Raw genomic sequence first — 20,887 nt, 5'->3', positions numbered from 1 at the left:
CGGCCCACCTCCGCAAGTGCAGTGACCAGAGGAGTGTGCGGCCGCAGTTTCGGTAGTTTGTCGTCAGAAACTCCGCGTTAACGGAAACGCAATCTGTGCGATCGCACAACTCACGCCGAGTCGCGGACGATCAGTTCGGTCGGCAGGATCAGCGACGTCGGCTGCTCCCCGTTCAGCAGCCTGATCAGCATCCGCGTCATCTCCCGGCCCAGCGCCTCGATCGGCTGGCGGACGGTGGTCAGCGCGGGCTGGGTGTGTTGTGCCGTCACGATGTCGTTGAACCCCACGACGGCAACGTCCTCAGGCACGCGCTTGCCGGCGGAGCGCAGGACGGTCAGCGCGCCGGTGGCCATGGCGTCGGAGGCCACGAAGACCGCGTCCAGATCCGGGTGTTCTTCCAACAGCAACTTCATGCCGGCGGCGCCGCTGGTTTCGCTGAAGTCGCCGTGGGCCACGCGCTTGTCGCTCAGGCCCGCCAGTATCACGGCTTCGCGGTAGCCCAGGTAGCGGGACATGCCGGCGTGGGTGTCGAGTTCGCCGGTGATGGTGGCGATGTTCTTGCGGCCGGTGGCGATGAGGTGTTCGACGGCGGTGCGGGCGCCGCCCCGGTTGTCGGCGTCGACGTACCACTGCGGGGCCTTGTCCAGGGAGCGGCCGCCGTGCACGGCTGGGAGGCCGCTGTCCTCCGCCATCTTGGAGAGCGGGTCGTTCTCCTTCAACGCCAGCAGCATGATGCCGTCGGCGCCCCTCGACTGGATGACCTGGGCGAACCTGTCGCGGCCTCTCGGGGAGGCGGCGAGCAGGAGCATGAGGTGGAGGTCGGTCTCTTCGAGGGCCGCGTTGACGCCGGTGATGGCCTCGGCGAAGAAGAGGTTGGCGAAGAGGGCCGGGTCGTCGCTGGAGATGACGAGGACGACGACGCCTCGGCGTTGGGTGGCTAGGGAGCGGGCCGCGGTGTTGGGGACGTAGCCCAGGTCGGCGATGGCGCTCTGGACGGCCAAGCGGGACTTTTCGCTGACGTGGCGGGCGTTGTTGATGACGCGCGACACGGTGCCGGTGGAGACGCCCGCGCGTTGCGCCACCTCCTCCAGGGTGGGAGGTCTGGTCATCGTGGGGTCCCCCTGTGTGCGTCGGCGTGCTGGCAGCGTAGCAACTCTGTAAGCGCTCACAGTCCGCCACGCCGGATCACGGCGGCGTACCAGTGCGCGCTGTCCTTGATCGTGCGTTCCAGCGTCTGGTAGTCGACGTGGACGAGGCCGAAGCGTTGGGCGTAGCCGTAGGACCACTCGAAGTTGTCCAGCAACGACCAGGCGAAGTAGCCGCGCAGCCGGACACCTCGCGCGACGGCCTCGGCGCAGGCTCGGACGTGGCCGTCGAGGTAGGCGATGCGGGCGGCGTCGTGGACCTCGTCGTCGAACGCGGCGCCGTTCTCGGTGACGTGCAACGGGATCGCGGGGTAGTCGGAGTCGAGGCGCAGCAGCAGGTCGAGCAGGCCGCGGGCGTCGATCTCCCAGCCGATCGACGTGCGGGCCCTGCCGCCGTCGAGGTGGGTGACGTGCTCGGAACCGACGTACGCGGACGGGCCGGTCGAAGTACCGTGGCCGACGAGCATGGGGGAGTAGTAGTTGACGCCCAGGAAGTCGAGCGGCGCCGCGATGGTCTTGAGGTCGTCCTCCTGCACGAAGCCGAAATCGGTGACGCGAGCCAGGTCCTCCACCACGTCGGACGGGTACTCGGCCAGCAGCACGGGATCGAGGAACAGGCGGTTCTGCAGGCCGTCGATCCGGCGCGCCGCGTCCTGGTCCGCAGCCGACCGCGTGCCCGGGGTGACGTGGGTGAGGTTGAGCGTGATGCCGACGGACGCGCCGGGCATGGCTCGCGCGGCCAGGCCGTGGCCCAGCAGCAGGTGGTGGGCTGCGCGGACGGACGCGGCGGGATCCTGGCGGCCCGGCGCGTGCCTGCCGGTGGCGTAGCCGAGGAACGCCGAGCACCACGGTTCGTTCAGGGTCGTCCAGTGCGTGACGCGGTCGCCGAGCGCCTCGTGGACGATCTGGGCGTACTCGGCGAACCGGAGCGCGGTGTCGCGTTCCGGCCAGCCGCCCGCGTCCTCCAGCGGTTGGGGGAGGTCCCAGTGGTAGAGGGTCGGCCACGGCTGGATCCCGTTGTCCAGCACCGTGTCCACGAGCCTGCGGTAGAAGTCGAGGCCGCGTTGCTCGACGGCGCCGGAGCCGAGTGGCTGGACGCGGGGCCAGGCGACGGAGAACCGGTACGCGCCGAGGCCGAGCGACCGCATGATCGCGACGTCCTCGGGGTAGCGGTGGTAGTGGTCGGCCGCCACGGCGCCGGTGTCGCCGCCGTCGATCTTGCCCGGCGTCGCGCAGAAAGTGTCCCAAATGGACGGAAGGCGGCCGTCGACGGCGACGGCCCCCTCGATCTGGTAGCTGGACGTGGCCGCGCCCCACAGGAAACCGGGTCCGAAACTCATGACTTGACCGCCCCCTCCATGATGCCGCCGATGATCTGACGGCCGAACGCGACGAACACCAGCAGCAACGGCACGGTCGCGACCAGCGCCCCGGTGAACATGAGCGTGTAGTCGGTGTAGTAGGTCGTGGACAGCTGCGACAGCGAGAACTGCACGGTCGGGTTGTCCGCCTCCAGCACGGCCAGCGGCCACAGGAACTCGTTCCAGGTGCCCATGAACGTGGTCAGCGCGAGCACCGCGGCACCGGGCCGCAGCGCCGGCAGCACGATCGACCAGAAGATCCGGAACGTGCCGCAGCCGTCGATCCGCGCGGCCTCGACCAGCTCGTCCGGCACGGCCTGCGAGGCGTACTGCCGCATCAGGAACACGCCGAACGCCGACACCAGCGACGGCACGACGATCGCTTCCATCCGGTTCTGCCAGCCCAGCTCGACCATGATCATGTACAGCGGGATGATGCCCATCTGCACGGGGATCATCATGGTGGCGAGGATGACCAGCAGCAGTCCGTTGCGGCCGCGGAACTTCAGCTTGGCGAACGCGAACCCCGCCAGCGACGAGAAGAACACCACCGACACCGTGACGACGGCGGACGTCAGCAGCGAGTTCCCCAGGCCCAGCAGGAAGTTCGCGTCCTCCGCGGCGAAGAGCCTGCCGAGGTTGTCCCAGAGGTTCCCGCCGGGCACCAACGGCGGCGGCCAGTCGCCGACCACGTCGTTGGAGCGGGTCGCGACGACGAAGAGCCAGTACAGCGGGAACGCCGACAGGACGATCCCGAGGAGCAGGGTCGCGTAGAGCAGAGGCTGGGTCTTGCGCATGACTACCGGGACCTCCGCGTGATCAGCAAGTTGACGACCCCGAGCAGCGTGATCAGCAGGAAGATCATCCACGCGACGGCGGAGCCGTAGCCGTAGTCGAAGTCCCGGAACGCCTTCTCGAACATGTACATCGACACCGTCTGGAACTGGCGCAGGCTGCCGCCGGAGATCGCGAAGCTGCCCTGGCCGAAGATCAGCGGCTCGGTGAACAGCTGCATCCCCGCGATCGTGGACATGACGACGGTGAAGATGATGGCGGGCCGGATGTTCGGGACGGTGATGCTCCAGAACTGCCGGATCTTGCCCGCGCCGTCCACGGTGGCCGCCTCGTACAGGTCACGCGGGATCGCCTGCATGGCCGCCAGGTAGATCAACGAGTTGTAGCCCGTCCACCGCCAGTTGACCATGGTCGAGATCGCGGCCCAGGACGACCACTTGTCCGCGCGCCAGTCGACCGCGTCCACGTTCACCAGCCCCAGCAGGCCGTTCACCAGTCCGGCGTCGCGGTCGAAGATCTGGCTGAACACGATGCCCACGGCCGCCACCGACGTGACGATCGGCAGCAGCACGCCCATCCGCAGGAACGTGACGGCGCGCAGGTGCTGGTTGAGCAGGCTCGCGAGCACCAGCGCCATCAGCAGCTGTGGCACGGTGGCGAGCACGAGCATGCCGACCGTGTTGTAGACCGAGTTCCAGAAGTCCGGGTCCGCGAACAACGTGACGTAGTTGTCCAGCCCGACGAACGCGCCCGCGCCGGTGATGTCCCAGTCGTGCAACGACACCCAGGCCGTGTAGGCCAGCGGGAACAGCCCGAAGACCGCGAAGATCACGAAGAACGGCGCGATGAACAGGTAGGGCGACCACCGCACCTCGACGCGCGAGACGCGATCCCGCAAGCTCGGTCGCTCAGGGGGCGTGCGCCCGGCGCTGGTGGCCGGGCGCTCCCGCAGGTCGACCGTCACTTCGCCAGGCGCTTCGCGTCGTCGACGGCCTTCGCCCAGGCCTCGTCGGGCTGGAGCTTGCCCTGTTCCACGGCGAGCAGCGCGTTGCCGACGCGGTCACCGATGGCGTTGTTGTCCGGGCCGAGGTAGACGGGCTTCAACGCCTTGACGCTGTCGCCGAAGATCTTGCCGACGGGCGCGTCGTTGAAGTACGGGTTCTTGAAGTCCTGCACGACGGGGTCGTCGATGGCCTGGGGCGAGGACGGGAAGTTGTTCTTCGCCTTGAACGCCGCGGTCTGGCCCTTCGCGCTGGTCAGGAACTTCGCGAGCTCGGCGGCCTCCTTCTGGTGCGTGCTCTGCGTCGGCACCGCGAGGAACGAACCACCGCGCACCGCGCCGTTGCCGGGCACGCGGGTGACGTCCCACCTGCCCTTGTTCTCCGGCCCCGCCTGCTTCTCGATCGTGCCGAGCATCCAGGACGGGCACGGGATCGTGGCGAACGTGCCGTTCTTGAAGCCCGCGTTCCACTGCGGGCTCCACTGCTCGATGTTGGCGGACAGCCCGGCCTTCACCATGTCGATCGAGGAGTTCCACGTTTGCCTGACGGCCGCGTTGGAGTCGATGACGAGCTTGTTCGTGGCGTCGTAGTAGGTGTGGTCGCCGGACTGCATCAGCATGTTGAGGTAGACGCTGCCGGTCGAGTCGTAGAAGCCGACGTCGGGCTTCCTGGCCTTGAACGTCTTGCCGGTCTCCAGGTACTTCTCCCAGGTGGGCCAGAGCTTGCCGACCTCTTCACGGTCGGTGGGCAGGCCGGCGGCCTCGAACAGGTCCTTGCGGTAACACATGCCCTGCGCGCCGACGTCCGTGCCGAGACCGATCACCTTGCCGCCGTCCGAAGTGGACGCCTGCTGCCACTTCCACGGCAGGAAGTTCCCGGAGAGGTCCTTCGCGCCGTGGTCGAGCAGGTTCACGAACTGGTCGGGCTTCGCCATGAACTGCGAGAGGATGCCCTCCTCGATCGCCACGACGTCGCCCGCGCCCTTGCCGGTGGCGAGCCACTGCTGCAGCTTCGGCGTGTAGTCGCCGAGCTTGCCGATGTTCTCTTCCTTGATCTTCACGCCCGGATGGCTCGCCTCGTACTCCTTGTAGAGCTCGTCGTAGCCGAACTGGCTGAACGTCTTGACGACCAGCGTCACGTCCCCCGACGCGGAGCCGGCAGTGCCGCCACCGCACGCGGACACGGCCACCAGTGAGCCGAGCAGTGTTGTGGCGAGCAGCGCGCGCCTCGGTCGAACACCCATCGAAGAACCTCCAGTCGGCGGATGGTCCGCAAGCGCTAACGGTCGGAATCGTGCGCTTGACGGACCCCTGGAACACCGTTCACCTGCTGCGACGCTGCGGCTTCGGCCGGTGTGCGCCCAGCGGGATCGGGGGAGACTGTGAGCGCTTACAGGACTTTAACCACGAGTTCACCGGGATGGGAAGACCTGGCCCGGATCACGTTTCGATGACGCGGAGTCGTTGACACCGAGGGTCGGGTGGGTGAACATTCGCTCCGACGCTGCGGTCGTGCCGGCAGACCTTCGAACCGAAAAGGGCTCCGGTATGTCCGTGAAGACCAGGCTGACCGCGGTCGGCCTCCCGCTGGTCCTGATAGGTGCGCTCGTGCCCTCCGCCAACGCGGCCGAGGCCTACGAGCGGGTGCTCAACGGCACGTTCGACTCCGGGAAAACCCCGTGGTGGAGCAGTGGAACCGCTCCGTCCACAGTGGCCGGCGGCAGGCTGTGCGCGCAGATCCCCGGCGGCACCGCGAACCCGTGGACGGCGATGATCGGCCAGAACGACGTTCCGCTCGAAGCCGGTCAGCCGTACACGTTGCGCTTCACCGCCACCGCGACGAAGAACGTCACGGTCAGGGCCGCCGTCGCGCTCGCCTCCCCGCCGAACACCACCGTGCTCAACAAGCCGGCCGCGCTCACCGGCACCCCCAGGACGTTCGAGTTCACCGGAACGTCCACAGTGGCCACCCGCACCGGCGGCCAGGTCGCGATCCAGGCCGGTGGCGTGTCCGCCGAGCCCTACACGCTGTGCATCGACGACGTGTCGCTGACCGGCGGCATCGTCCCGCCCGGTGGTGGCTGGGACTACGGCTCACCCGTGCGCACGAACCAGTACGCGTACCCGACGACCGGCACGAAGCGCGCCTCGATCGTCAGCAGCTCCACGACACCGCTCGACTGGCAGCTCAAGGATGCGGCGGGCAAGGTCGTCCAGGCCGGAAAAACGCAGGTCAAGGGCAAGGACGCGATGACACGCGACGACGTGCACATCGCCGACTTCTCGTCGTTCCGGAAGGCTGGAAGCGGTTACAGCCTGACCGTCGGGACCGACAGCAGCTACCCGTTCGACATCACCGACAAGCCCTACGACCAGCTGCGACGTGACTCGCTGGCGTACTTCTACCACAACCGCAGCGGCATCCCGATCGAGGCGAAGTACGTCGGTGACGCCTACGCGCGGCCGGCGGGCCACGTCGGCGTCGCCCCCAACCAGGGCGACGTCTCCGTCCCGTGCCTGCCGGGGGAGTGCGACTACGCGCTCGACGTGAGCGGCGGCTGGTACGACGCGGGCGACCACGGCAAGTACGTCGTGAACGGCGCGCTCGCCGCGTGGCAGCTGATGGACACCTACGAGCGTTCTCTCTACACGTTCGACGTCGAGGGCATCCGCGACGGCCTGCTGAGCATCCCCGAGCAGGACAACCGGCGGCCCGACGTGCTCGACGAGGCGCGCTGGGAGATGGAGTTCCTGCTGAAGATGCAGGTGCCTGCCGGCAAACCGTTCGCGGGCATGGCCCACCACAAGATCCACGACCTGGCCTGGACCGCGCACCCGATGCTGCCGGGCAACGACCCGCAGCCGCGCTACCTGCACGCCCCGTCCACCGCCGCCACGCTGAACCTCGCCGCGGCCGGTGCCCAGTGCGCCCGCGTCTTCAAGATCTGGGACCGCGCGTTCGCCGACAGGTGCCTGGCCGCGTCCGAGACGGCGTGGAAAGCAGCGCTGGCCAACCCCGCGAAGTACGCCCCGGACGAGGACAGCGTCGGCGGCGGCGCCTACGACGACACCAACGTCACCGACGAGTTCTCCTGGGCCGGCGCCGAGCTGTACGCGACGACGGGCAAGCGCGAGTACCTGAGCAAGGTCACCACGAAGCTGACCTCGGCAGGGTTCTCCTGGAAGGACACCGGCGGCCTCGCGGACCTCACGATCATGCGCCTGCCGCTGAGGTTCCCGCTCGACCGCGTGATCACCGCCCGCGCACGGCTGATCAACGTCGCCGACGGCCACCTCAGGGACCTGAAGTCGCAGGGCTACCCGAACCCGTCCAAGCCCGCCGACGGCCAGTACGCCTGGGGCTCGACCAGCGCCACGCTCACCGCGTCGATGATCATGGCGATGGCCTACGACACCACGCTGAACCGCAAGTACAGCGACGGCGTGCTGGAGTCGATGGACTACCTGCTCGGCCGCAACGGCCTCAACCAGTCGTTCGTCAGCGGCTACGGCGAGCAGGCGAGCCACAACCAGCACCACCGGCACTGGGCGCACTCGGTCAACGCGGCCTACCCCAACCCGCCCGCCGGAGCACTCGCCGGCGGCCCGAACTCGGGCCTGCAGGACCCGGTCGCGCAGCAGAACCTGCCCGGCTGCGCCCCCGCGAAGTGCTACATCGACGAGCTGGGTTCCTGGTCCACCAACGAGGTCGCCATCAACTGGAACTCCGCGCTCGCCTGGGTCGCGGCGTTCGCCGACACCCGCTGAACCCCACCCGTCCGAGAGGAGATCCACAATGAGGTGGATTGTCCGTTCCACCGTCGCCGTCCTGCTGTTACCGGTCCTGGCCACGCCCGCCGGCGCGGCCAGCCCGATCGGCATGACGAGCGGCTGGTACGTCAACCCCGGCTCGGCCCCGGCCACCTGGGTGCAGAACAACCCGAACGACGCACGGCGCACCCGGATCCAGAACTCGATCAGCTCCAAGCCGATCGCGCGCTGGTTCGGCAACGACGCGAACATCGCCTCGACCGTCGCCAACTACACCGGCGCCGCTGACGGCCAGGACAAACTGCCCGTCCTGGTCGCCTACAACATCCCCAACCGGGACGCCTGCGGCGGCCACTCCGGCGGCGGCGCCGGCAGCGCGGGTGCGTACCGGACCTGGATCGCGAGCTTCGCGGCCGGGATCGGCGCCAAACCCGCGGTCGTGATCATCGAACCGGACGCGCTCGCCGCCTACGGCTGCCTGACCCAGGCGCAACGCGACGAGATGGCGGGCCTGCTCAGGTACGCCACCGAGCAGTTCAAGGCCAAGGCGCCCAACACCTACGCCTACCTCGACGCGGGCAACGCCGGCTGGGGCACCCCGTCGACCATGGCGTACCGGCTCAACGAGGCCGGGGTGGCCAACATCCGCGGGTTCTCCGTCAACGTGTCCAACTACTACACGACCAGCCAGTCCATCACCTACGCCAACCAGGTCAACGGCTTCCTGCCCGCCGCGAGGCCGTTCGTGGTCGACACGAGCCGCAACGCCAACGGCCGCAACTCCGACCCGAACGGCTGGTGCAACCCGGCGGGGGCCAAGCTCGGCGTCACCGCCCAGACCGGTGGCGGTGCGGAGATGTCGTTGTGGGTGAAGACACCTGGCGTGTCCGACGGGCCGTGCGGCATCGCGCCGACGACCCCGGCCGGGACGTTCAACCCCGACCTGGCCGTCCGGCTGATCAACGGGACCTGAGCCGCTCGTAGGTCGCCACGATCACGCCCTTCGGCGTGCTCACACTGCTGGTCAGCTCGAACTCGGTCACCGGCGCGGGCCCGTCGAACAGGCGCGCGCCGGTGCCGAGCGTCAGCGGGTGGATCACCAGCGTGAACCGGTCCACCAGCCCGGCGGCGTGCAACGACCGCACCAGCGCCGCGCTGCCGATGATCGACAGGTCCTCGTCCAACGCCGCCACGTCGTCGACGCCGCGCAACAGCACCGAGTTCTCCCACGCGCCCGCGTCGGCGAGACCCGACGACACCACGTACTTCCGCGCGGCGTTCATGTGCGTGCTGAACGGGTTCCCGTCGGTCGCCGACGCCCACACGCCGATGAAGTCCTCCCACGTGCGCCGCCCGAACAGCATCGCCCCGCTCTGCGCCATGCCCTTGCCCATCTCGGCGCCCAGCACCTCGTCGTTGTACTGCGCACCCCACCCGCCGTGGGTGAAACCGCCGCGCGTGTCCTCGTCCGGGCGGCCGAAACCCTGCACCACACCGTCGAGCGTCACGAACATCGTTGCCGAGATTGAACGCATCACCGCACCCCTTAGGAAGTCGAAGTCACCCCCTAAACGAACGGCTCACTGCAGTTTCGACACGCTTAGAAAGGAAATCTTCCGACTCGCCACTGCCAGTGGTGACCTGCGGCGAGGCGGTCGAGGACCACGCGTTGGAGCAGCGTGCGGCGGGGCAGTCGATCAAGTGGCGTGGTCAGGGTGCGGAACACGAACCGCAGCACCTCGACGTCGGCGTCGATCCCCTCCAGCTCCTCGTGCGGTTCCAGCTCGAACCGCCGCTGGAACCGCACGATGTTGGAGTCGGCGGGCAGGTGCTCCAGCAGTTGTGGGTCCAGCAGCCACGACCCGCAGGAAAACGACGAGTAGCGCTCGTCGGGGAAGTGGCGAGGGAAGAAGGCGCGAGCCGCGGCGAGCGAGGCGTCGACCGCCTCAGGTGTCAGGGGTCCGGTGTCCGGCACGTGCAGCGAGAGAGCGGTCTCACCGCGCTGGTGCTGCAACCGGCCGAGCTCGTAGACACCGCCGCGCGCGTGCAGCGTCAGCCAGCTCTGCATGACCGGCCAGCCCTCGCCGCCCATGCGCCGGTCGACCGCGAGGTTGCGGCCCAGGTCCGCGAGGGTCGTCCACGACACCTCGTCGGGGATGCCGTGGTCGCGGTGATAGCCGCGCACGACGTCGACCAACGCCAGGTAGACGTACACGTAGAAGTGCCGCCACGCCGGGCCGCGGTCGCGTGGCAGCTCCGGTCCCGGCGGCAGCCAGCCGAACCCGCCGAGGTCGGCGCGGACCAGCGCGATCGACCGGTCCAGCAACCAGTTCAGCTCCGGTGTCCACAGTGGAGTGCCCGGCCAGCCCTCCACGATCTCGGCGGCGTCGGCGGTAGGTACGCCGAGCCGGGCGAGCAGCGCGGGTGCCTCGGCCCGGGCGGGCAGGGGAGCGGCCGGCCGGTCACCGGCGAGGTCGCGCACGCGGTCCAGTTCCGCGAAGGGAACACCGAGCAGGCTGGCGGTCTCCTTCAGATCCACGGGAACGACCCTACCTAGAACGCGTCCTCGGTGAAGTCGCTCGGCAGGTCGTCGTCGTAGTCGCCGCGTGACGGCCGGGCGCGCTGCTGACCGGCCGCGACGATCTCGTCGAGGTTCTGCCCCTCCTTGATCCCGGTGTACGCGCGTTTCAGCGACGGCATGCTGGTATGCATCGCCCGCTGCACCTCGGGATCGTGCACGGCCCGGCCGGAAGCGATGTCCTGCCAGGAGAACGCTCCCGAGTCGACCTTGCGCTGGAGGTCCTTCAACGCGTTCGGAGCGTCCTTCGACTTCGCGAACTTCTCGATCTCGGCGAGGTCGGCGGGGGAGAGCTCGCCGCCGCGGCTCTGCACCCGCGACGCTTCCAGCGCGACCTTCTCCAGCTGCGCGCCGCGCGCGTCGAGATCCTTCTGCCACGCCTGCAGCTGCTGGCGGGCGCTCTCGTACGGGAACGTCATTCCGCACCGCCCGAGGTGGCCTTGTCGGCCCAGCGCTCCTCTTTGGCTGCCTCGTTGAACTTGCTGCGCCCCTTGTAGCCGCTCTTGACCACGCCCCACGCGCCGCCGCCCGCCGCGGACGCGCCGTCGCCGAACTTCTCCTTGCCGTCCTGCCACGCGTCGACCACGTCGAAGAAGTCGTTGACGTCGCGGACGTCCGGGATGCGAGCGAGAGCGGTGCCCATCAGCTTGATGCCGTTGATCATGCCCTGGACGCCCTCGATCAGCGTCTGCATCGACTGGATGAGCTTGCGGACCTGGTCGACGATGTTGACGACGTCGTAGACCATCCACACGGCACGGCCCCAGCCCACGAGCGGGATCCACGCCGTCATCGCGGCCTTCATCAGCTTGTCGCAGATCTTGTCGAGCAACGTCAGCGCGAGCTTCGCCGCGGAACGGCAGGAGCTCGCCATGTTCTTGAAGCGGTCGCCGATGAACTTCGCGATCTGCGAGTCCCACTCGATCGCCGTGGTCCACGTGCGGCGCACGCGGTTCTCGAAGCTCTGGGCCGCGCCGCCGTCCCAGTGCGGCGAGAGCTCCTCGATGCCGTTGTTCACGTTGTGCCGCACGTTGTCGAGTGCCTTGGCGATGCGGTCCCACGCGGCGGCGTTCGCGTCGATCTTCTCGAAGTCGCCCGCCAGCGGCATGACCAGGTCGCGCACCAGGTCGTCGCCGGTGACCTGCTGGTAGATCCAGTTGACGCCCTGGATCTTCCAGCCGGCGGCCTCGATCAGCTCCTTGACCGTCTGCCTGCCGGGCCGGTCCTCCGGCGCGGCGCGCAACGCGACGGCCGGGTCCTCGACGTCCTGGTACCCGTTGCAGACCCCGGCGCTCATCCGCCCAGCCCCAGGAACCGGCCCAGCCACGACGGGGCCTCCATCTGCCCGCCGGCCGTGTCGAGCAGGCAGACACCCACCGCGTCCGCCTTCTCGTAGGCGTGGGCGGACTTCACCAGCGACTCGGCGTCCTGCGTCATCTTCTGGCCGGCCGCCGTGAGCGTCTCGCCGTAGAGCTGCGCGACGCCGATCACGACCGGGTCGAGCAGGGACAGCAGCCCGGTGAACCCGGACGTGTCCCCGCCCTTCTCGATCGCGTGCTCCCTGATCGTCAGGAAGTGCTCGGCCTGGCGTTCGAGCAGGCCGCTGTACCCGCGCAGCTCATCCGGCTCGACGTGGAACTTCTCTCCCATAACCGGGAAAGTCGTCCGTTGTCGCCCGCCGATACATAGAGATTCCTTATGGCTCAGCCTTGGGCCTTCAGCATCGGCGCCATGTCGAACACGCTGATCACGTGGCTGATCTTGCCGTCGGTCACGGTGAGGTACTCGGTGCCGTGCACGTTCTGCACGAACGGCAGGTCGATGGAGTAGACGGTCACGGCACGGCTGTCGCGCGCGAGCACGTCGAGCACCTCGCCCCTGGTGAGCCTGCCGACGAACGGCGCCAGGAACCGCCGGTAGCCCTCGATCCCCTCGATGCGCCCGGTGGGTGCCTCGCACACGACGTCGTCCGCCACGAAGCTCAGCGCCTTCTCGGCGTCGCCGCCCGTCCAGGCCTGCACGTACTCCTGAGCGATCATCTGCGCGGTCATGACTCGGTGGTTCCTCTCGTCGATCTGTTTGCACCAGAGTCTTGACCGCCGTATATGTCATCTCCTGTCATATAGGTGGAGGAGATTTCCTGACATGAAGTCCGACCGCCTGCTCTCGATCCTGCTGCTCCTGCGGACCCACGGACAGCTGTCCGCCGCCGACCTGGCCGGACGGCTGGAGGTCTCGGCGCGCACGATCATGCGCGACTTCGAGGCCCTGTCCGCGGCGGGCGTGCCGGTCTACACGGTGCGCGGTCCCCAGGGCGGCATCGCACTGCTGCCCGGCTACCAGACGGACGTCACCGGCCTCACCGCCGACGAGTCCCGCGCGCTGTTCGTCGTGCTGGCCGGCTCCGCGCACGCCGACCTCGGCCTCGGCCAGGCCCTGGGATCGGCGCTGCGCAAGGTGATGGCCGCCCTGCCCGCCCCGCACCAGGGCGGTGCCGACCTGACCAGCAGGCGCGTGCTGATCGACCCCGTCCGCTGGCGAGGAGCCCCCGGCGCGGCCTCGGACCTGGAGGTCTACCAACGGGCCGTGTTCGCCGACTGGCGGCTGCGGCTGCGTTACCGGCACGGTCGCGACAACCGCGTGCGCAGCTACACCGTCGACCCGTACGGCCTGGTCAACAAGGCGGGTGTCTGGTACCTGGTCGCTGATTTCCAGGGAGAGCCCCAGCTCTACCGCGTGGACCGGGCGCAGTCGGCCGTCGTCGTCACCGAACCCGTGCGGCGGCGGGACGGTGTGGAGCTGGACGACGTGTGGGAGTCGTTGCGGCGCAGGATCGACGACCTGCCGTCGTCCGTGGCCGTCACCGCGCTGGTGAGCGACGAGGTGCTCGCGTTGTTCCTGCGCGTGCACCAGGGAGACATCGCGGACTCACCCGTGCCGCGCAGGGCCGGCTGGAGCGAGGTCGAGCTGCGCTTCCGGTCGTTGCGCGCCGTCGAGCAGCTGCTGGCGTTCGGTCCCGGCGTCGAGGTGCTCGCGCCGGACGAGGCCCGCGAAGCCCTTGCGCGGCAGGCGAAAGCGATCGCCGGCCTCTACGGTGCTCAGGCCGGCACGCCGTCGCGCTGAGCGCTGTAGAACCTGACCAGCCTGGTCAGCGCCTCCTGGTACGCCTCGGGGCCGTCGTCGGTGTAGGCGCGGCCGCGGGCGAAGTGCCGCACCGGTTCCGGGTAGACGTACCGGTCGCCGCCCGCGGAGGCGATGAGGTGCACGTCCACCAGCGACTCGACCAGCAGGGCCGTCTCGCGGGCCGGCAGGTCCAGCACCGCGGCGGCCGCGGGCAGGCTGATGTCCGGGCCGTCGCCGATCGCGAGGAGCCGGAACGCGCGGGCCTGGGCGGGCGCGAGCTCGTCGAGCGCGGAGACGAAGGGCTCCTCGATCACCGTGCACTCCGGTGGCCGCACCACGGCGTCCTCGCGGGGCCTGCCGAGGCGGGACAGCGCGTCGGGGAGTGTCCACTCCGGACGGGAGGCGATCCTGGTGGCGATGCCGGCGATCACCTGGGGGAGCCCGGCGGTGCGGGAGACCAGGACGCGGGCCGTGTCGGGGTCGCGGCGGACGCGGTCGCCGACCAGTTCCTCCAGCAGGGCGAGGGACTCGTCCGGGCGCAGGCCCGTGAGGCGCAGCCAGTGGCCGTACGGGAGGCTGTAGAGCCGTTGCCGGGCGGTGATCAGCACGGCAGGGCCGCCGGTGCCGGGCAGCAGCGCGCGGACCTGGTGGGTGTCGCGGGCGTTGTCCAGCACCACGAGCAGCCGCCGTCCCGCCGTGCTGGAGCGCCAGAGCGTCGCGCGTTCGGCTTCCGAGGCGGGCAGGTCGGTGTGGCCCAGGGCGCGCAGCAGGGCGGACAGCGGGTCGGTGGTGCGGCCCAGGTCGGCGAACAGCTGGCCGTCGGGGAAGCGGGCGGCGACCGTGTGTCCGATGTGGACGGCCAGGGCGGTCTTGCCCACGCCCGCCAGGCCTTCCAGGCCGAGCAGCGGGACGCTCGCGTCCGCCGGGTTCAGCGCGTCGACCATGCCGGACATGAGCTCGGACCGTCCGACGAAACGGGGCAGGTCCGGTGGCAGCTGGGCGGGGTGGCGGTGGTGCGCGGGCTGGTCGCGGACGAGCGCCGGGTCGGAGGTGAGGATGCGGCGTTGCATCTCGCGCAGCTCGGGGCCGGGTTCCAGACCCAGTTCGTCGTCGAGGCGGCGGCGGACGTCGGCGAACACGGCCAGCGCGTCGGCCTGGCGGCCCGCGCGGTAGAGGGCGTGCATGAGCAGCTCGCGCGGGCGTTCGCGGAGGGGTTCGCCCGCGATGACCTCGTCGAGCGCGTCGGCGGCCTCGACGTGGCGGCCCAGTTCGATGTCGGCGGCGGCCAGGTCCTCGATCGCCGCGAGGCGTTGTTCGGTCAGGCGGACGCGTTCGGACTCGGCGTAGTCGCCGTTGACGCCCGCGAGCGGGACGCCCCGCCAGAGGTCCAGCGCGGCGCGCAGGTGGGTGGCGGTGGCGTGGGCGGTGCCGGCGGCGCGGGCCTCGGCGAGGTGACGGCTGAAGTCCGTCGCGTCGAGGCTCGTCGGTGGCAACGCGTAACCGCCGCCGACGGAGGTGATGACGCCGGCGGGCAGCACGCGGCGCAGGCGGGAGACGTACGACCGGATCATGCCGGTGGCCGCCTGCGGTGCCTCGGGACCCCACACGGCGCTGATCAGCTGGTCAGGCGTGACGGAGCGGCCACCGCGCAGCAGCAGGATGCCGAGGATCGCTCGTTGCTGGGGTGGCCCGAGCGGGATCTCGATCTCGCCCAGCCACGCCCGCACCGGTCCGAGCACCTCGAACCGCAACCCTTCGCGCACCGGCGATTCCTCTCCGCAGCCTCACGTCGCACAACATCAGCCGCGTACCGGGTATTCCTGCGCGATCATCCGTCCGGTGAGCTCCGCCGCGGCTCGCTGGACGCGGCCGTGCAGCACGTCCGGGGCCGCCGCGCCGCTCCAGTCCTCCGGCGCGGCGAACACCGAGGTCGGCACCACGTCGGCGCGCAGGTAGGCGAACAACGGCCGCAGCGCGTGCTCCAGCACCAGCGAGTGCCTGGCCGTGCCGCCGGTGGCACCCAGCAGCACGGGCTTGCCCGCCAGCGCGTCCTTGTCGAACACGTCGAAGAACATCTTGAACGGACCGCTGTACGAGCCGCTGATCGTCGGCGTCACCGCGATCAGGCCCGTTGCCTCGGTGACAGCGGTGAGGGCCTGGTTGAGCGGCTCGGACGGGTAGCCGGTGACGAAGTGGTCGACGAGGTCGTGGCCGAGGTCGCGCGTCTCGACCACCGTCACGTCGGCCGAGGTCAGCGGCGCCGTCGCGCCGAGCGCCGCCAGGACGCCTGCGGCGAGGCGGTCGGCCAGCAGCCGGGTGGACGACGGGTGCCGCAGCCCCGCCGTCACCACCGCGAGCCTCACGACCTCACCGCCGGGTGCAGCGGAGCGTCCGGCACGTCGGCGGGCCGGCCGAGCGCGAACTCCCTGCGCAGCACCGGAACCACCTCCTCGCCGAGGAAGTCGATCTGCTCCAGCGCCGCCTTGTGCGGCAGCCCCATGCCGTCGACGTTGAACAGCTGCCGCTGGTAGTCGCCGAACGTCTCGCGGAACGTCAGCGTCCGGTCGATCACCTCCTGCGGGCTGCCGACCGACAACGGTGTCCGGCGCATCGTCTCCTCCAGCGACGGCCCGCCGCCGTACACCGCCGACTTGGCGAAGTACGGCTCGAACTCGCGCCGGGCGTCCTGCGAGTTGCGGCGCATGAACACCTGACCGCCCAGCCCGACGATCGCCTGCTCGGGCGTGCCGTGACCGTGGTGCGCGAACCGTTGCCGGTACAGGTCGATCAGCCGCGCGGTGTGCTCGGCGGGCCAGAAGATGTTGTTGTGGAAGAAGCCGTCGCCGTAGAACGCGGCCTGCTCGGCGATCTCCGGGCTGCGGATCGACCCGTGCCACACGAACGGCGGCACGTCGTCCAACGGCCGCGGTGTGGAGGTGAAGCTCTGCAACGGCGTGCGGAACCGCCCCTCCCAGTCCACCACGTCCTCCCGCCACAACCGGTGCAGCAGCGCGTAGTTCTCGACGGCCAGCGCGATGCCGTCGCGGATGTCCTTGCCGAACCACGGGTAGACGGGACCGGTGTTGCCGCGCCCCATCATGAGGTCCACCCGCCCGCCGGCCAGGTGCTGCAGCGTCGCGTAGTCCTCGGCGATCTTCACCGGGTCGTTCGTGGTGATCAGCGTGGTCGACGTGGACAGCACGATGCGCGACGTCCGTGCCGCGACGTACCCGAGCAGGGTGGTCGGCGAGGACGTGACGAACGGCCGGTTGTGGTGCTCGCCGGTCGCGTACACGTCCAGGCCGGCCGCCTCGGCGCGCAGGGCGGTCTCGACCATCCGCTGGAGGCGTTCGTGCTCGGTGGGCGCCCGTCCCGTCACCGGGTCGGGCGCGATGTCGCCCACCGAGAAGATGCCGAACTGCGTCATGACGCGAACTTGTCGCCGTTGGCGGCCAGCCACGTGGAGAAGTCCTTGAGGCGCGGGTTGAGCGTCCGGACGAACTCCGGGTCGCGCGCACCGGCGAAGAACTCCGCGTGCTCGGCGTAGAAGACGAACATGTTGGCGATGTCGTCGGCTCCCGGCGCCCCGCTGTTGCGCACGTCGTCGTCGCTGATCGCGACGTACGCCACCTCCTCGCCGAGCTGCGCGGTGAACGTCGCGGCGTACTCGGCGCCGGTCAGGTTCTCGCCGGACACGCTGATCGTCTCGCCGACCAGCTCGGTGCCGCGCTGGAGGATGCCGTAGGCGGTGCGGCCGATGTCCTCCGACGCGATGCCGGGCAACGGGCTGTCCCCCATAGGCAGCGCGAGCGCCAGCTTGCCGTCCGCACCCCGCTGCGGGCGGAAGAAGTCGAGGAACGCGTCGAAGTAGAAGGTGGTGGACAGGAACGTGGTCGGCACGCCGGCCTCGCGGAAGAAGCCGTCGATCTCGGCCTTGCTGTCGAAGTGCGGGGTCTTGTAGCTGCCGTGCAACGTCGGCACGCGGTCGGCCGGCAGGTGGTCGCGGGTGTCCGGCAGCGTCGACCAGATGACGTGCTGCAGGCCCACCGCCTTGGCCGCGTTCACCATGGCCCTGGCCTGCGCCTGCTCGCGCGCGACGTCGTTGTACTCCCAGAACGCCGTGACGAAGTAGGCGCCGTACGCGCCTTCGAGAGCGGAGCGCAGGCTCTCCTCGTCGTCGACGGACACGGTGACGACCTCGGCGCCGCTCGCCGCGAGCTCCTTGGCGGCGGGGGAGTCAGCGTTGCGGGTCAACGCCCGGACGGCGAACCCGCCGTCCGGGTCGTCGAGGATGGCGCGGGCCAGGCCACCGCCCTGCTGTCCGGTGGCGCCGACCACTGCGATGATCTTCTTGCCGGTCATCGGGACTCCTCGGGGTTGTTGTGGATGTCTGAACCCCATGGAAGTCCCGCGACGTTGGCGTTCTGTGCACGTCTGATGCACGCCGCTAGCTCGGCACCTCGTCCAGGTACGCCTGCGCCTGCAGCGTGAACAGGTCCGCGTACCCGGCCTTGGCCGCCATCAGCTCCTCGTGCGTGCCGTACTCGGCCACCTTGCCGTGCTCCAGCAGCAGGATGCGTTCGGCCTGCCGCACGGTCGAGAACCGGTGCGAGATGTACAGCGTCGTCCGGCCCTCCGACAGCTCGCGCAGCCGGGCGAACAGGTCGTGCTCGGCCTGCGCGTCGAGGGCCGAGGTCGGTTCGTCGAGCACCAGGATCGGTGCCTCCCGCTGGAACGCCCTGGCCAGCGCGATCTTCTGCCACTCGCCGCCGGACAGGCTCACGCCCTGGTCGAACCAGCGGCCGAGCGGGCTGTCGTAGCCGCGGGGGAGTCGTTCGATCCGCTCGTCGGCGCCTGCTCGGCGGGCCGAGTCCTCGATGTGCGGCCGGTCCTCCAGCCTGGTCAGGTCGCCGAGGCCGATGTTCTCGGCCGCGGTGCCCTGGTAGGTCACGTAGTCCTGGAACATCGCGCTGATCCGGGTTCGGAGTGCGACCGGGTCGTACTCGCGGATGTCCACGCCGTCGAGCAGGATGCGGCCGCCGGTCGGGTCGTAGAGGCGGCAGAGCAGCTTGAACAACGTCGACTTGCCCGCGCCGTTGCGGCCCACGACCGCCACCGTCTCGCCGGGGCGGATCTCGAAGCTCACGTGGTCGAGCGCGGGTTCCTGAGCGCCGGGGTAGGTGAAGGTCACCCCGTCGAACCTGATGTGTCCCTCCACTGTGGACGGCATCGGGCGCGGTTCCGCGGGGGCGGTGATCTCCGGCTTGGTGTCCAGGAACCGGTACAGCGTGTCGAGGTAGAGGTTGTTCTCGTACATGCCGGAGAACGCGGTGAAGAGGCCCGACACCGACGCCTGGACGGACGCCGCCGCGGCCGTGTAGAGCGCCAGGTCTCCCAGGGTGAGGCGGCCGCCGACCGCTTCCAGTGCGATGTACAGCGTGATCGCGGAACCTGCGGCGGTGCTGAGCAGGCCCCACGACGTCGAGCTGACGTTGCGGTTGATCGTGAGCTTCCGCGAGCGCTCGTAGGCCACGGTGCCGAGCCGGCGGAACCGGTCGACGAAGTACGGGCCGAGCCCGAAGAGCTTGGTCTCCTTGGCGTACGTGTCCGTCGTGACCAAAGAGGACAGGTAGTCCATGCGCCGCTTGATCGGCGACATCATGAACGTCAGCCAGAACGCGCGCGAGCCGTACTTCGACTGCGAGATGAACGCCGGGATCGGCGCCAGCAACGCGACCAGGGCCAGCAGCGGGCTGATCGCCACGAGCAGCGCGATCATGCTGCTGAACGTGATCAGCGTGCGCAGCAGGCCCAGCGCGGAGTTCATCATCGCGAGCGGCCGCGTCGGCGCCTCCTGCGCGGCCTGGCGCAGCATGTCGTACGACGTCGAGCCCTCGAAGTACGCGAGGTGCAGGTCGCTGGCGTGCGCCATCACCCGGTGCCGGATCGTCAGCGTCATGCGCTCCTGCAGCAGCGACTGCGCGATCGACGTCAACGCGCTGCTGACGGCGGTCGCGGCGAGCACGCCGAACTGGAACAGCGCGACGTCGACGATGTCGCGGGTGGTGCCGGTGCCCTGGATCGCCGCGACGACGGAGTCCAGCAACAGCTTCGCGATGTACGCGGTCACGGTCGGCAGGAGCCCCGCCAGCAACGTGATCAGCGCCAGCACGATCGTCAGCGCCGGGCTGGCCTGCCAGGTCAGCCGCGCGACCTTCGGCAGGCCGCGGACCGTGCCCGCCACGGACGTCCGCACGCGCTTGAGCCGCGACCGCAGGTCCTTCGGTTCGTCGTCCTGCGCCGGTTCCGGGATGTCGACGGGCCCCGTGAGCCCGCTGTCCGGCACCGTCGACGCGCGCCGGCGGCGGTTGCGCCGCCCCAGCGCGAACTCCATTCCTCCGCCCGGGATCATTCAGCCTCCACAGCGCCGTGCAGGAAGAAGTCGACCACCTGGCGCGTGGTGGGCGCTTCGACGTCCGGCGCCAGCCTGCGGCCGCCGAACAGGAGGGTCAGGAACAGGCCGGCGAGCTGCTCGGGTGGGAGCCTCAGCCGGTCCTTCTCGGGGTCGAACAACTCGACCATCGCGCCGCGGATGGCGGCCATCGACTCGCGGCGCCCGCCCTTGCGGGGGCTGCCGGGGTCGCGGTGCTTCACGCGGCCGGACGCGTGCAGGGCGCTCATCAGCGCGCCCATCCGTTCGAGGTGCGCGCCGAGTGCCTCTGCGGCCTCGACGAGCCGGTCCTCCAGGGGCTGGCCGGCGGGGATCTCGGCGATCGCGTCGAGCACGTGGTCGGGCTTGAGGGCCTCGGCCGTGCAGGCGTCGAGCAGCTCGTCCTTGTCCTTGAACGCGCGGAAGATCGTGCCCTCGCCGATGCCGGCCGCGCGGGCGATCTGGCTGCTCGTGACGTTGGCGCCGTGCTCGACCAGGAGCGGCAGCACCGCGTGCACGATCATGGCGCGCCGCTCTTCGACGCTCATGCCCGGCGCTCGGCGCCGGGTCTCGGGTGCTGGTGTCATGCGCCCATGATGCGGAGTGAGCGCTCACTCCGTCAAATGGGTTCGCTGGAGGCGGACTGATACGTGCGCCACACGTGCCGGGATTCCGCCCCGGAAG

Annotated in this window: 20 protein-coding genes; 3 read left to right on the top strand and 17 right to left on the bottom strand. The window is 69.8% G+C overall.

Annotated elements, in window-relative coordinates; all coding sequences use genetic code 11:
• Positions 1-110 precede the first annotated feature (110 nt).
• From ACQEU1_RS07270 to ACQEU1_RS07250, 5 genes are read right to left on the bottom strand one after another with little or no spacing between them, the layout of a single operon-like run.
• Positions 111-1,109 (bottom strand): LacI family DNA-binding transcriptional regulator, encoded by a 999-nt coding sequence (locus tag ACQEU1_RS07270; RefSeq protein WP_433197563.1) that lies wholly within the window; start codon positions 1,107-1,109, stop codon positions 111-113.
• 56 nt (positions 1,110-1,165) lie between these two features.
• Entirely contained in the window at positions 1,166-2,485 is a 1,320-nt protein-coding gene (locus ACQEU1_RS07265) for a GH1 family beta-glucosidase (protein ID WP_433197561.1), read from the bottom strand.
• Entirely contained in the window at positions 2,482-3,303 is an 822-nt protein-coding gene (locus ACQEU1_RS07260) for a carbohydrate ABC transporter permease (RefSeq protein ID WP_433197559.1), read from the bottom strand. The genes ACQEU1_RS07265 and ACQEU1_RS07260 overlap by 4 nt, the downstream gene beginning before the upstream one ends.
• Positions 3,304-3,305: 2 nt before the next feature.
• Positions 3,306-4,265 (bottom strand): carbohydrate ABC transporter permease, encoded by a 960-nt coding sequence (locus ACQEU1_RS07255; protein WP_433197557.1) that lies wholly within the window; start codon positions 4,263-4,265, stop codon positions 3,306-3,308.
• Positions 4,262-5,545 (bottom strand): ABC transporter substrate-binding protein, encoded by a 1,284-nt coding sequence (locus tag ACQEU1_RS07250; protein ID WP_433197555.1) that lies wholly within the window; start codon positions 5,543-5,545, stop codon positions 4,262-4,264. The genes ACQEU1_RS07255 and ACQEU1_RS07250 overlap by 4 nt, the downstream gene beginning before the upstream one ends.
• Before the next feature lie 310 nt (positions 5,546-5,855).
• Between ACQEU1_RS07250 and ACQEU1_RS07245 the strand changes: the two genes are divergently transcribed.
• On the top strand, positions 5,856-8,069 hold the full coding sequence (locus tag ACQEU1_RS07245) for a glycoside hydrolase family 9 protein (protein ID WP_433197553.1): 2,214 nt from the start codon (positions 5,856-5,858) through the stop codon (positions 8,067-8,069).
• Positions 8,070-8,097: 28 nt separating this feature from the next.
• The gene (locus ACQEU1_RS07240) at positions 8,098-9,045 is read left to right on the top strand and encodes a glycoside hydrolase family 6 protein (protein ID WP_433197551.1); all 948 of its coding nucleotides are present in this window, start codon (positions 8,098-8,100) and stop codon (positions 9,043-9,045) included.
• Here ACQEU1_RS07240 and ACQEU1_RS07235 read toward each other — a convergent pair.
• From ACQEU1_RS07235 to ACQEU1_RS07210, 6 genes are all read right to left on the bottom strand, one after another.
• On the bottom strand, positions 9,032-9,607 hold the full coding sequence (locus tag ACQEU1_RS07235) for a dihydrofolate reductase family protein (protein WP_433197549.1): 576 nt from the start codon (positions 9,605-9,607) through the stop codon (positions 9,032-9,034). The two genes, ACQEU1_RS07240 and ACQEU1_RS07235, sit on opposite strands and share 14 nt — an antisense overlap.
• 65 nt (positions 9,608-9,672) lie before the next feature.
• Positions 9,673-10,611 carry an acyltransferase domain-containing protein gene (locus ACQEU1_RS07230; protein ID WP_433197547.1) on the bottom strand — a complete coding sequence of 313 codons (939 nt, stop codon included), beginning with the start codon at positions 10,609-10,611 and terminating at the stop codon, positions 9,673-9,675.
• A 14-nt stretch (positions 10,612-10,625) separates the two neighbouring features.
• Positions 10,626-11,069: a hypothetical protein gene (locus ACQEU1_RS07225; protein WP_433197545.1), complete on the bottom strand. Its 444-nt coding sequence runs from the start codon at positions 11,067-11,069 to the stop codon at positions 10,626-10,628.
• Positions 11,066-11,947 (bottom strand): WXG100 family type VII secretion target, encoded by an 882-nt coding sequence (locus tag ACQEU1_RS07220; RefSeq protein ID WP_433197543.1) that lies wholly within the window; start codon positions 11,945-11,947, stop codon positions 11,066-11,068. The genes ACQEU1_RS07225 and ACQEU1_RS07220 overlap by 4 nt, the downstream gene beginning before the upstream one ends.
• Complete coding sequence (locus ACQEU1_RS07215; protein WP_433197541.1) at positions 11,944-12,300, bottom strand: hypothetical protein; 357 nt, start codon at positions 12,298-12,300, stop codon at positions 11,944-11,946. Before ACQEU1_RS07215 ends, ACQEU1_RS07220 begins: the two co-directional genes overlap by 4 nt.
• Positions 12,301-12,353: 53 nt before the next feature.
• Complete coding sequence (locus ACQEU1_RS07210) at positions 12,354-12,701, bottom strand: nuclear transport factor 2 family protein (protein ID WP_433197539.1); 348 nt, start codon at positions 12,699-12,701, stop codon at positions 12,354-12,356.
• 94 nt (positions 12,702-12,795) lie between these two features.
• Here ACQEU1_RS07210 and ACQEU1_RS07205 point away from each other — a divergent pair, with 94 nt between their 5' ends.
• Positions 12,796-13,773, top strand: a complete 978-nt coding sequence (locus tag ACQEU1_RS07205) for a helix-turn-helix transcriptional regulator (protein WP_433197537.1) — start codon at positions 12,796-12,798, stop codon at positions 13,771-13,773.
• On the opposite strand, the gene ACQEU1_RS07200 is transcribed toward ACQEU1_RS07205, so the two are convergent.
• The 6 genes from ACQEU1_RS07200 to ACQEU1_RS07175 all read right to left on the bottom strand — a co-directional run bounded on the left by ACQEU1_RS07200 (position 13,749) and on the right by ACQEU1_RS07175 (position 20,751).
• Positions 13,749-15,536 (bottom strand): BTAD domain-containing putative transcriptional regulator, encoded by a 1,788-nt coding sequence (locus ACQEU1_RS07200; protein ID WP_433197535.1) that lies wholly within the window; start codon positions 15,534-15,536, stop codon positions 13,749-13,751. The two genes, ACQEU1_RS07205 and ACQEU1_RS07200, sit on opposite strands and share 25 nt — an antisense overlap.
• Positions 15,537-15,572: 36 nt before the next feature.
• The gene (locus ACQEU1_RS07195) at positions 15,573-16,136 is read right to left on the bottom strand and encodes a CE1759 family FMN reductase (protein WP_433197533.1); all 564 of its coding nucleotides are present in this window, start codon (positions 16,134-16,136) and stop codon (positions 15,573-15,575) included.
• On the bottom strand, positions 16,133-17,200 hold the full coding sequence (locus ACQEU1_RS07190; RefSeq protein ID WP_433197531.1) for a CE1758 family FMN-dependent luciferase-like monooxygenase: 1,068 nt from the start codon (positions 17,198-17,200) through the stop codon (positions 16,133-16,135). Before ACQEU1_RS07190 ends, ACQEU1_RS07195 begins: the two co-directional genes overlap by 4 nt.
• Positions 17,197-18,135 carry an NmrA/HSCARG family protein gene (locus ACQEU1_RS07185; protein WP_433197529.1) on the bottom strand — a complete coding sequence of 313 codons (939 nt, stop codon included), beginning with the start codon at positions 18,133-18,135 and terminating at the stop codon, positions 17,197-17,199. The genes ACQEU1_RS07190 and ACQEU1_RS07185 overlap by 4 nt, the downstream gene beginning before the upstream one ends.
• A gap of 85 nt (positions 18,136-18,220) precedes the next feature.
• Entirely contained in the window at positions 18,221-20,167 is a 1,947-nt protein-coding gene (locus ACQEU1_RS07180) for an ABC transporter ATP-binding protein (protein WP_433211370.1), read from the bottom strand.
• A 14-nt stretch (positions 20,168-20,181) separates the two neighbouring features.
• A complete protein-coding gene (locus ACQEU1_RS07175) occupies positions 20,182-20,751 on the bottom strand; it encodes a TetR/AcrR family transcriptional regulator (protein ID WP_433211367.1) in 570 nt (189 codons plus the stop codon).
• Positions 20,752-20,887 lie beyond the last annotated feature (136 nt).

Source organism: Lentzea sp. CA-135723, assembly GCF_050936595.1.
Taxonomy (GTDB): domain Bacteria; phylum Actinomycetota; class Actinomycetes; order Mycobacteriales; family Pseudonocardiaceae; genus Lentzea.
Note: the sequence above shows the minus strand (reverse complement) of the source record. Positions and strands in the feature narration are given on the sequence as shown.

Excerpts from the sequence above, each read along its gene's own strand:
- ACQEU1_RS07270 (WP_433197563.1), bottom strand. The coding sequence starts at position 1,109 with ATGACCAGACCTCCCACCCTGGAGGAGGTGGCGCAACGCGCGGGCGTC.
- ACQEU1_RS07265 (WP_433197561.1), bottom strand. The coding sequence starts at position 2,485 with ATGAGTTTCGGACCCGGTTTCCTGTGGGGCGCGGCCACGTCCAGCTAC.
- ACQEU1_RS07260 (WP_433197559.1), bottom strand. The coding sequence starts at position 3,303 with ATGCGCAAGACCCAGCCTCTGCTCTACGCGACCCTGCTCCTCGGGATC.
- ACQEU1_RS07250 (WP_433197555.1), bottom strand. The coding sequence starts at position 5,545 with ATGGGTGTTCGACCGAGGCGCGCGCTGCTCGCCACAACACTGCTCGGC.
- ACQEU1_RS07240 (WP_433197551.1), top strand. The coding sequence starts at position 8,098 with ATGAGGTGGATTGTCCGTTCCACCGTCGCCGTCCTGCTGTTACCGGTC.
- ACQEU1_RS07235 (WP_433197549.1), bottom strand. The coding sequence starts at position 9,607 with ATGCGTTCAATCTCGGCAACGATGTTCGTGACGCTCGACGGTGTGGTG.
- ACQEU1_RS07225 (WP_433197545.1), bottom strand. The coding sequence starts at position 11,069 with ATGACGTTCCCGTACGAGAGCGCCCGCCAGCAGCTGCAGGCGTGGCAG.
- ACQEU1_RS07220 (WP_433197543.1), bottom strand. The coding sequence starts at position 11,947 with ATGAGCGCCGGGGTCTGCAACGGGTACCAGGACGTCGAGGACCCGGCC.
- ACQEU1_RS07215 (WP_433197541.1), bottom strand. The coding sequence starts at position 12,300 with ATGGGAGAGAAGTTCCACGTCGAGCCGGATGAGCTGCGCGGGTACAGC.
- ACQEU1_RS07210 (WP_433197539.1), bottom strand. The coding sequence starts at position 12,701 with ATGACCGCGCAGATGATCGCTCAGGAGTACGTGCAGGCCTGGACGGGC.
- ACQEU1_RS07205 (WP_433197537.1), top strand. The coding sequence starts at position 12,796 with ATGAAGTCCGACCGCCTGCTCTCGATCCTGCTGCTCCTGCGGACCCAC.
- ACQEU1_RS07190 (WP_433197531.1), bottom strand. The coding sequence starts at position 17,200 with ATGACGCAGTTCGGCATCTTCTCGGTGGGCGACATCGCGCCCGACCCG.
- ACQEU1_RS07185 (WP_433197529.1), bottom strand. The coding sequence starts at position 18,135 with ATGACCGGCAAGAAGATCATCGCAGTGGTCGGCGCCACCGGACAGCAG.
- ACQEU1_RS07180 (WP_433211370.1), bottom strand. The coding sequence starts at position 20,167 with ATGGAGTTCGCGCTGGGGCGGCGCAACCGCCGCCGGCGCGCGTCGACG.
- ACQEU1_RS07175 (WP_433211367.1), bottom strand. The coding sequence starts at position 20,751 with ATGAGCGTCGAAGAGCGGCGCGCCATGATCGTGCACGCGGTGCTGCCG.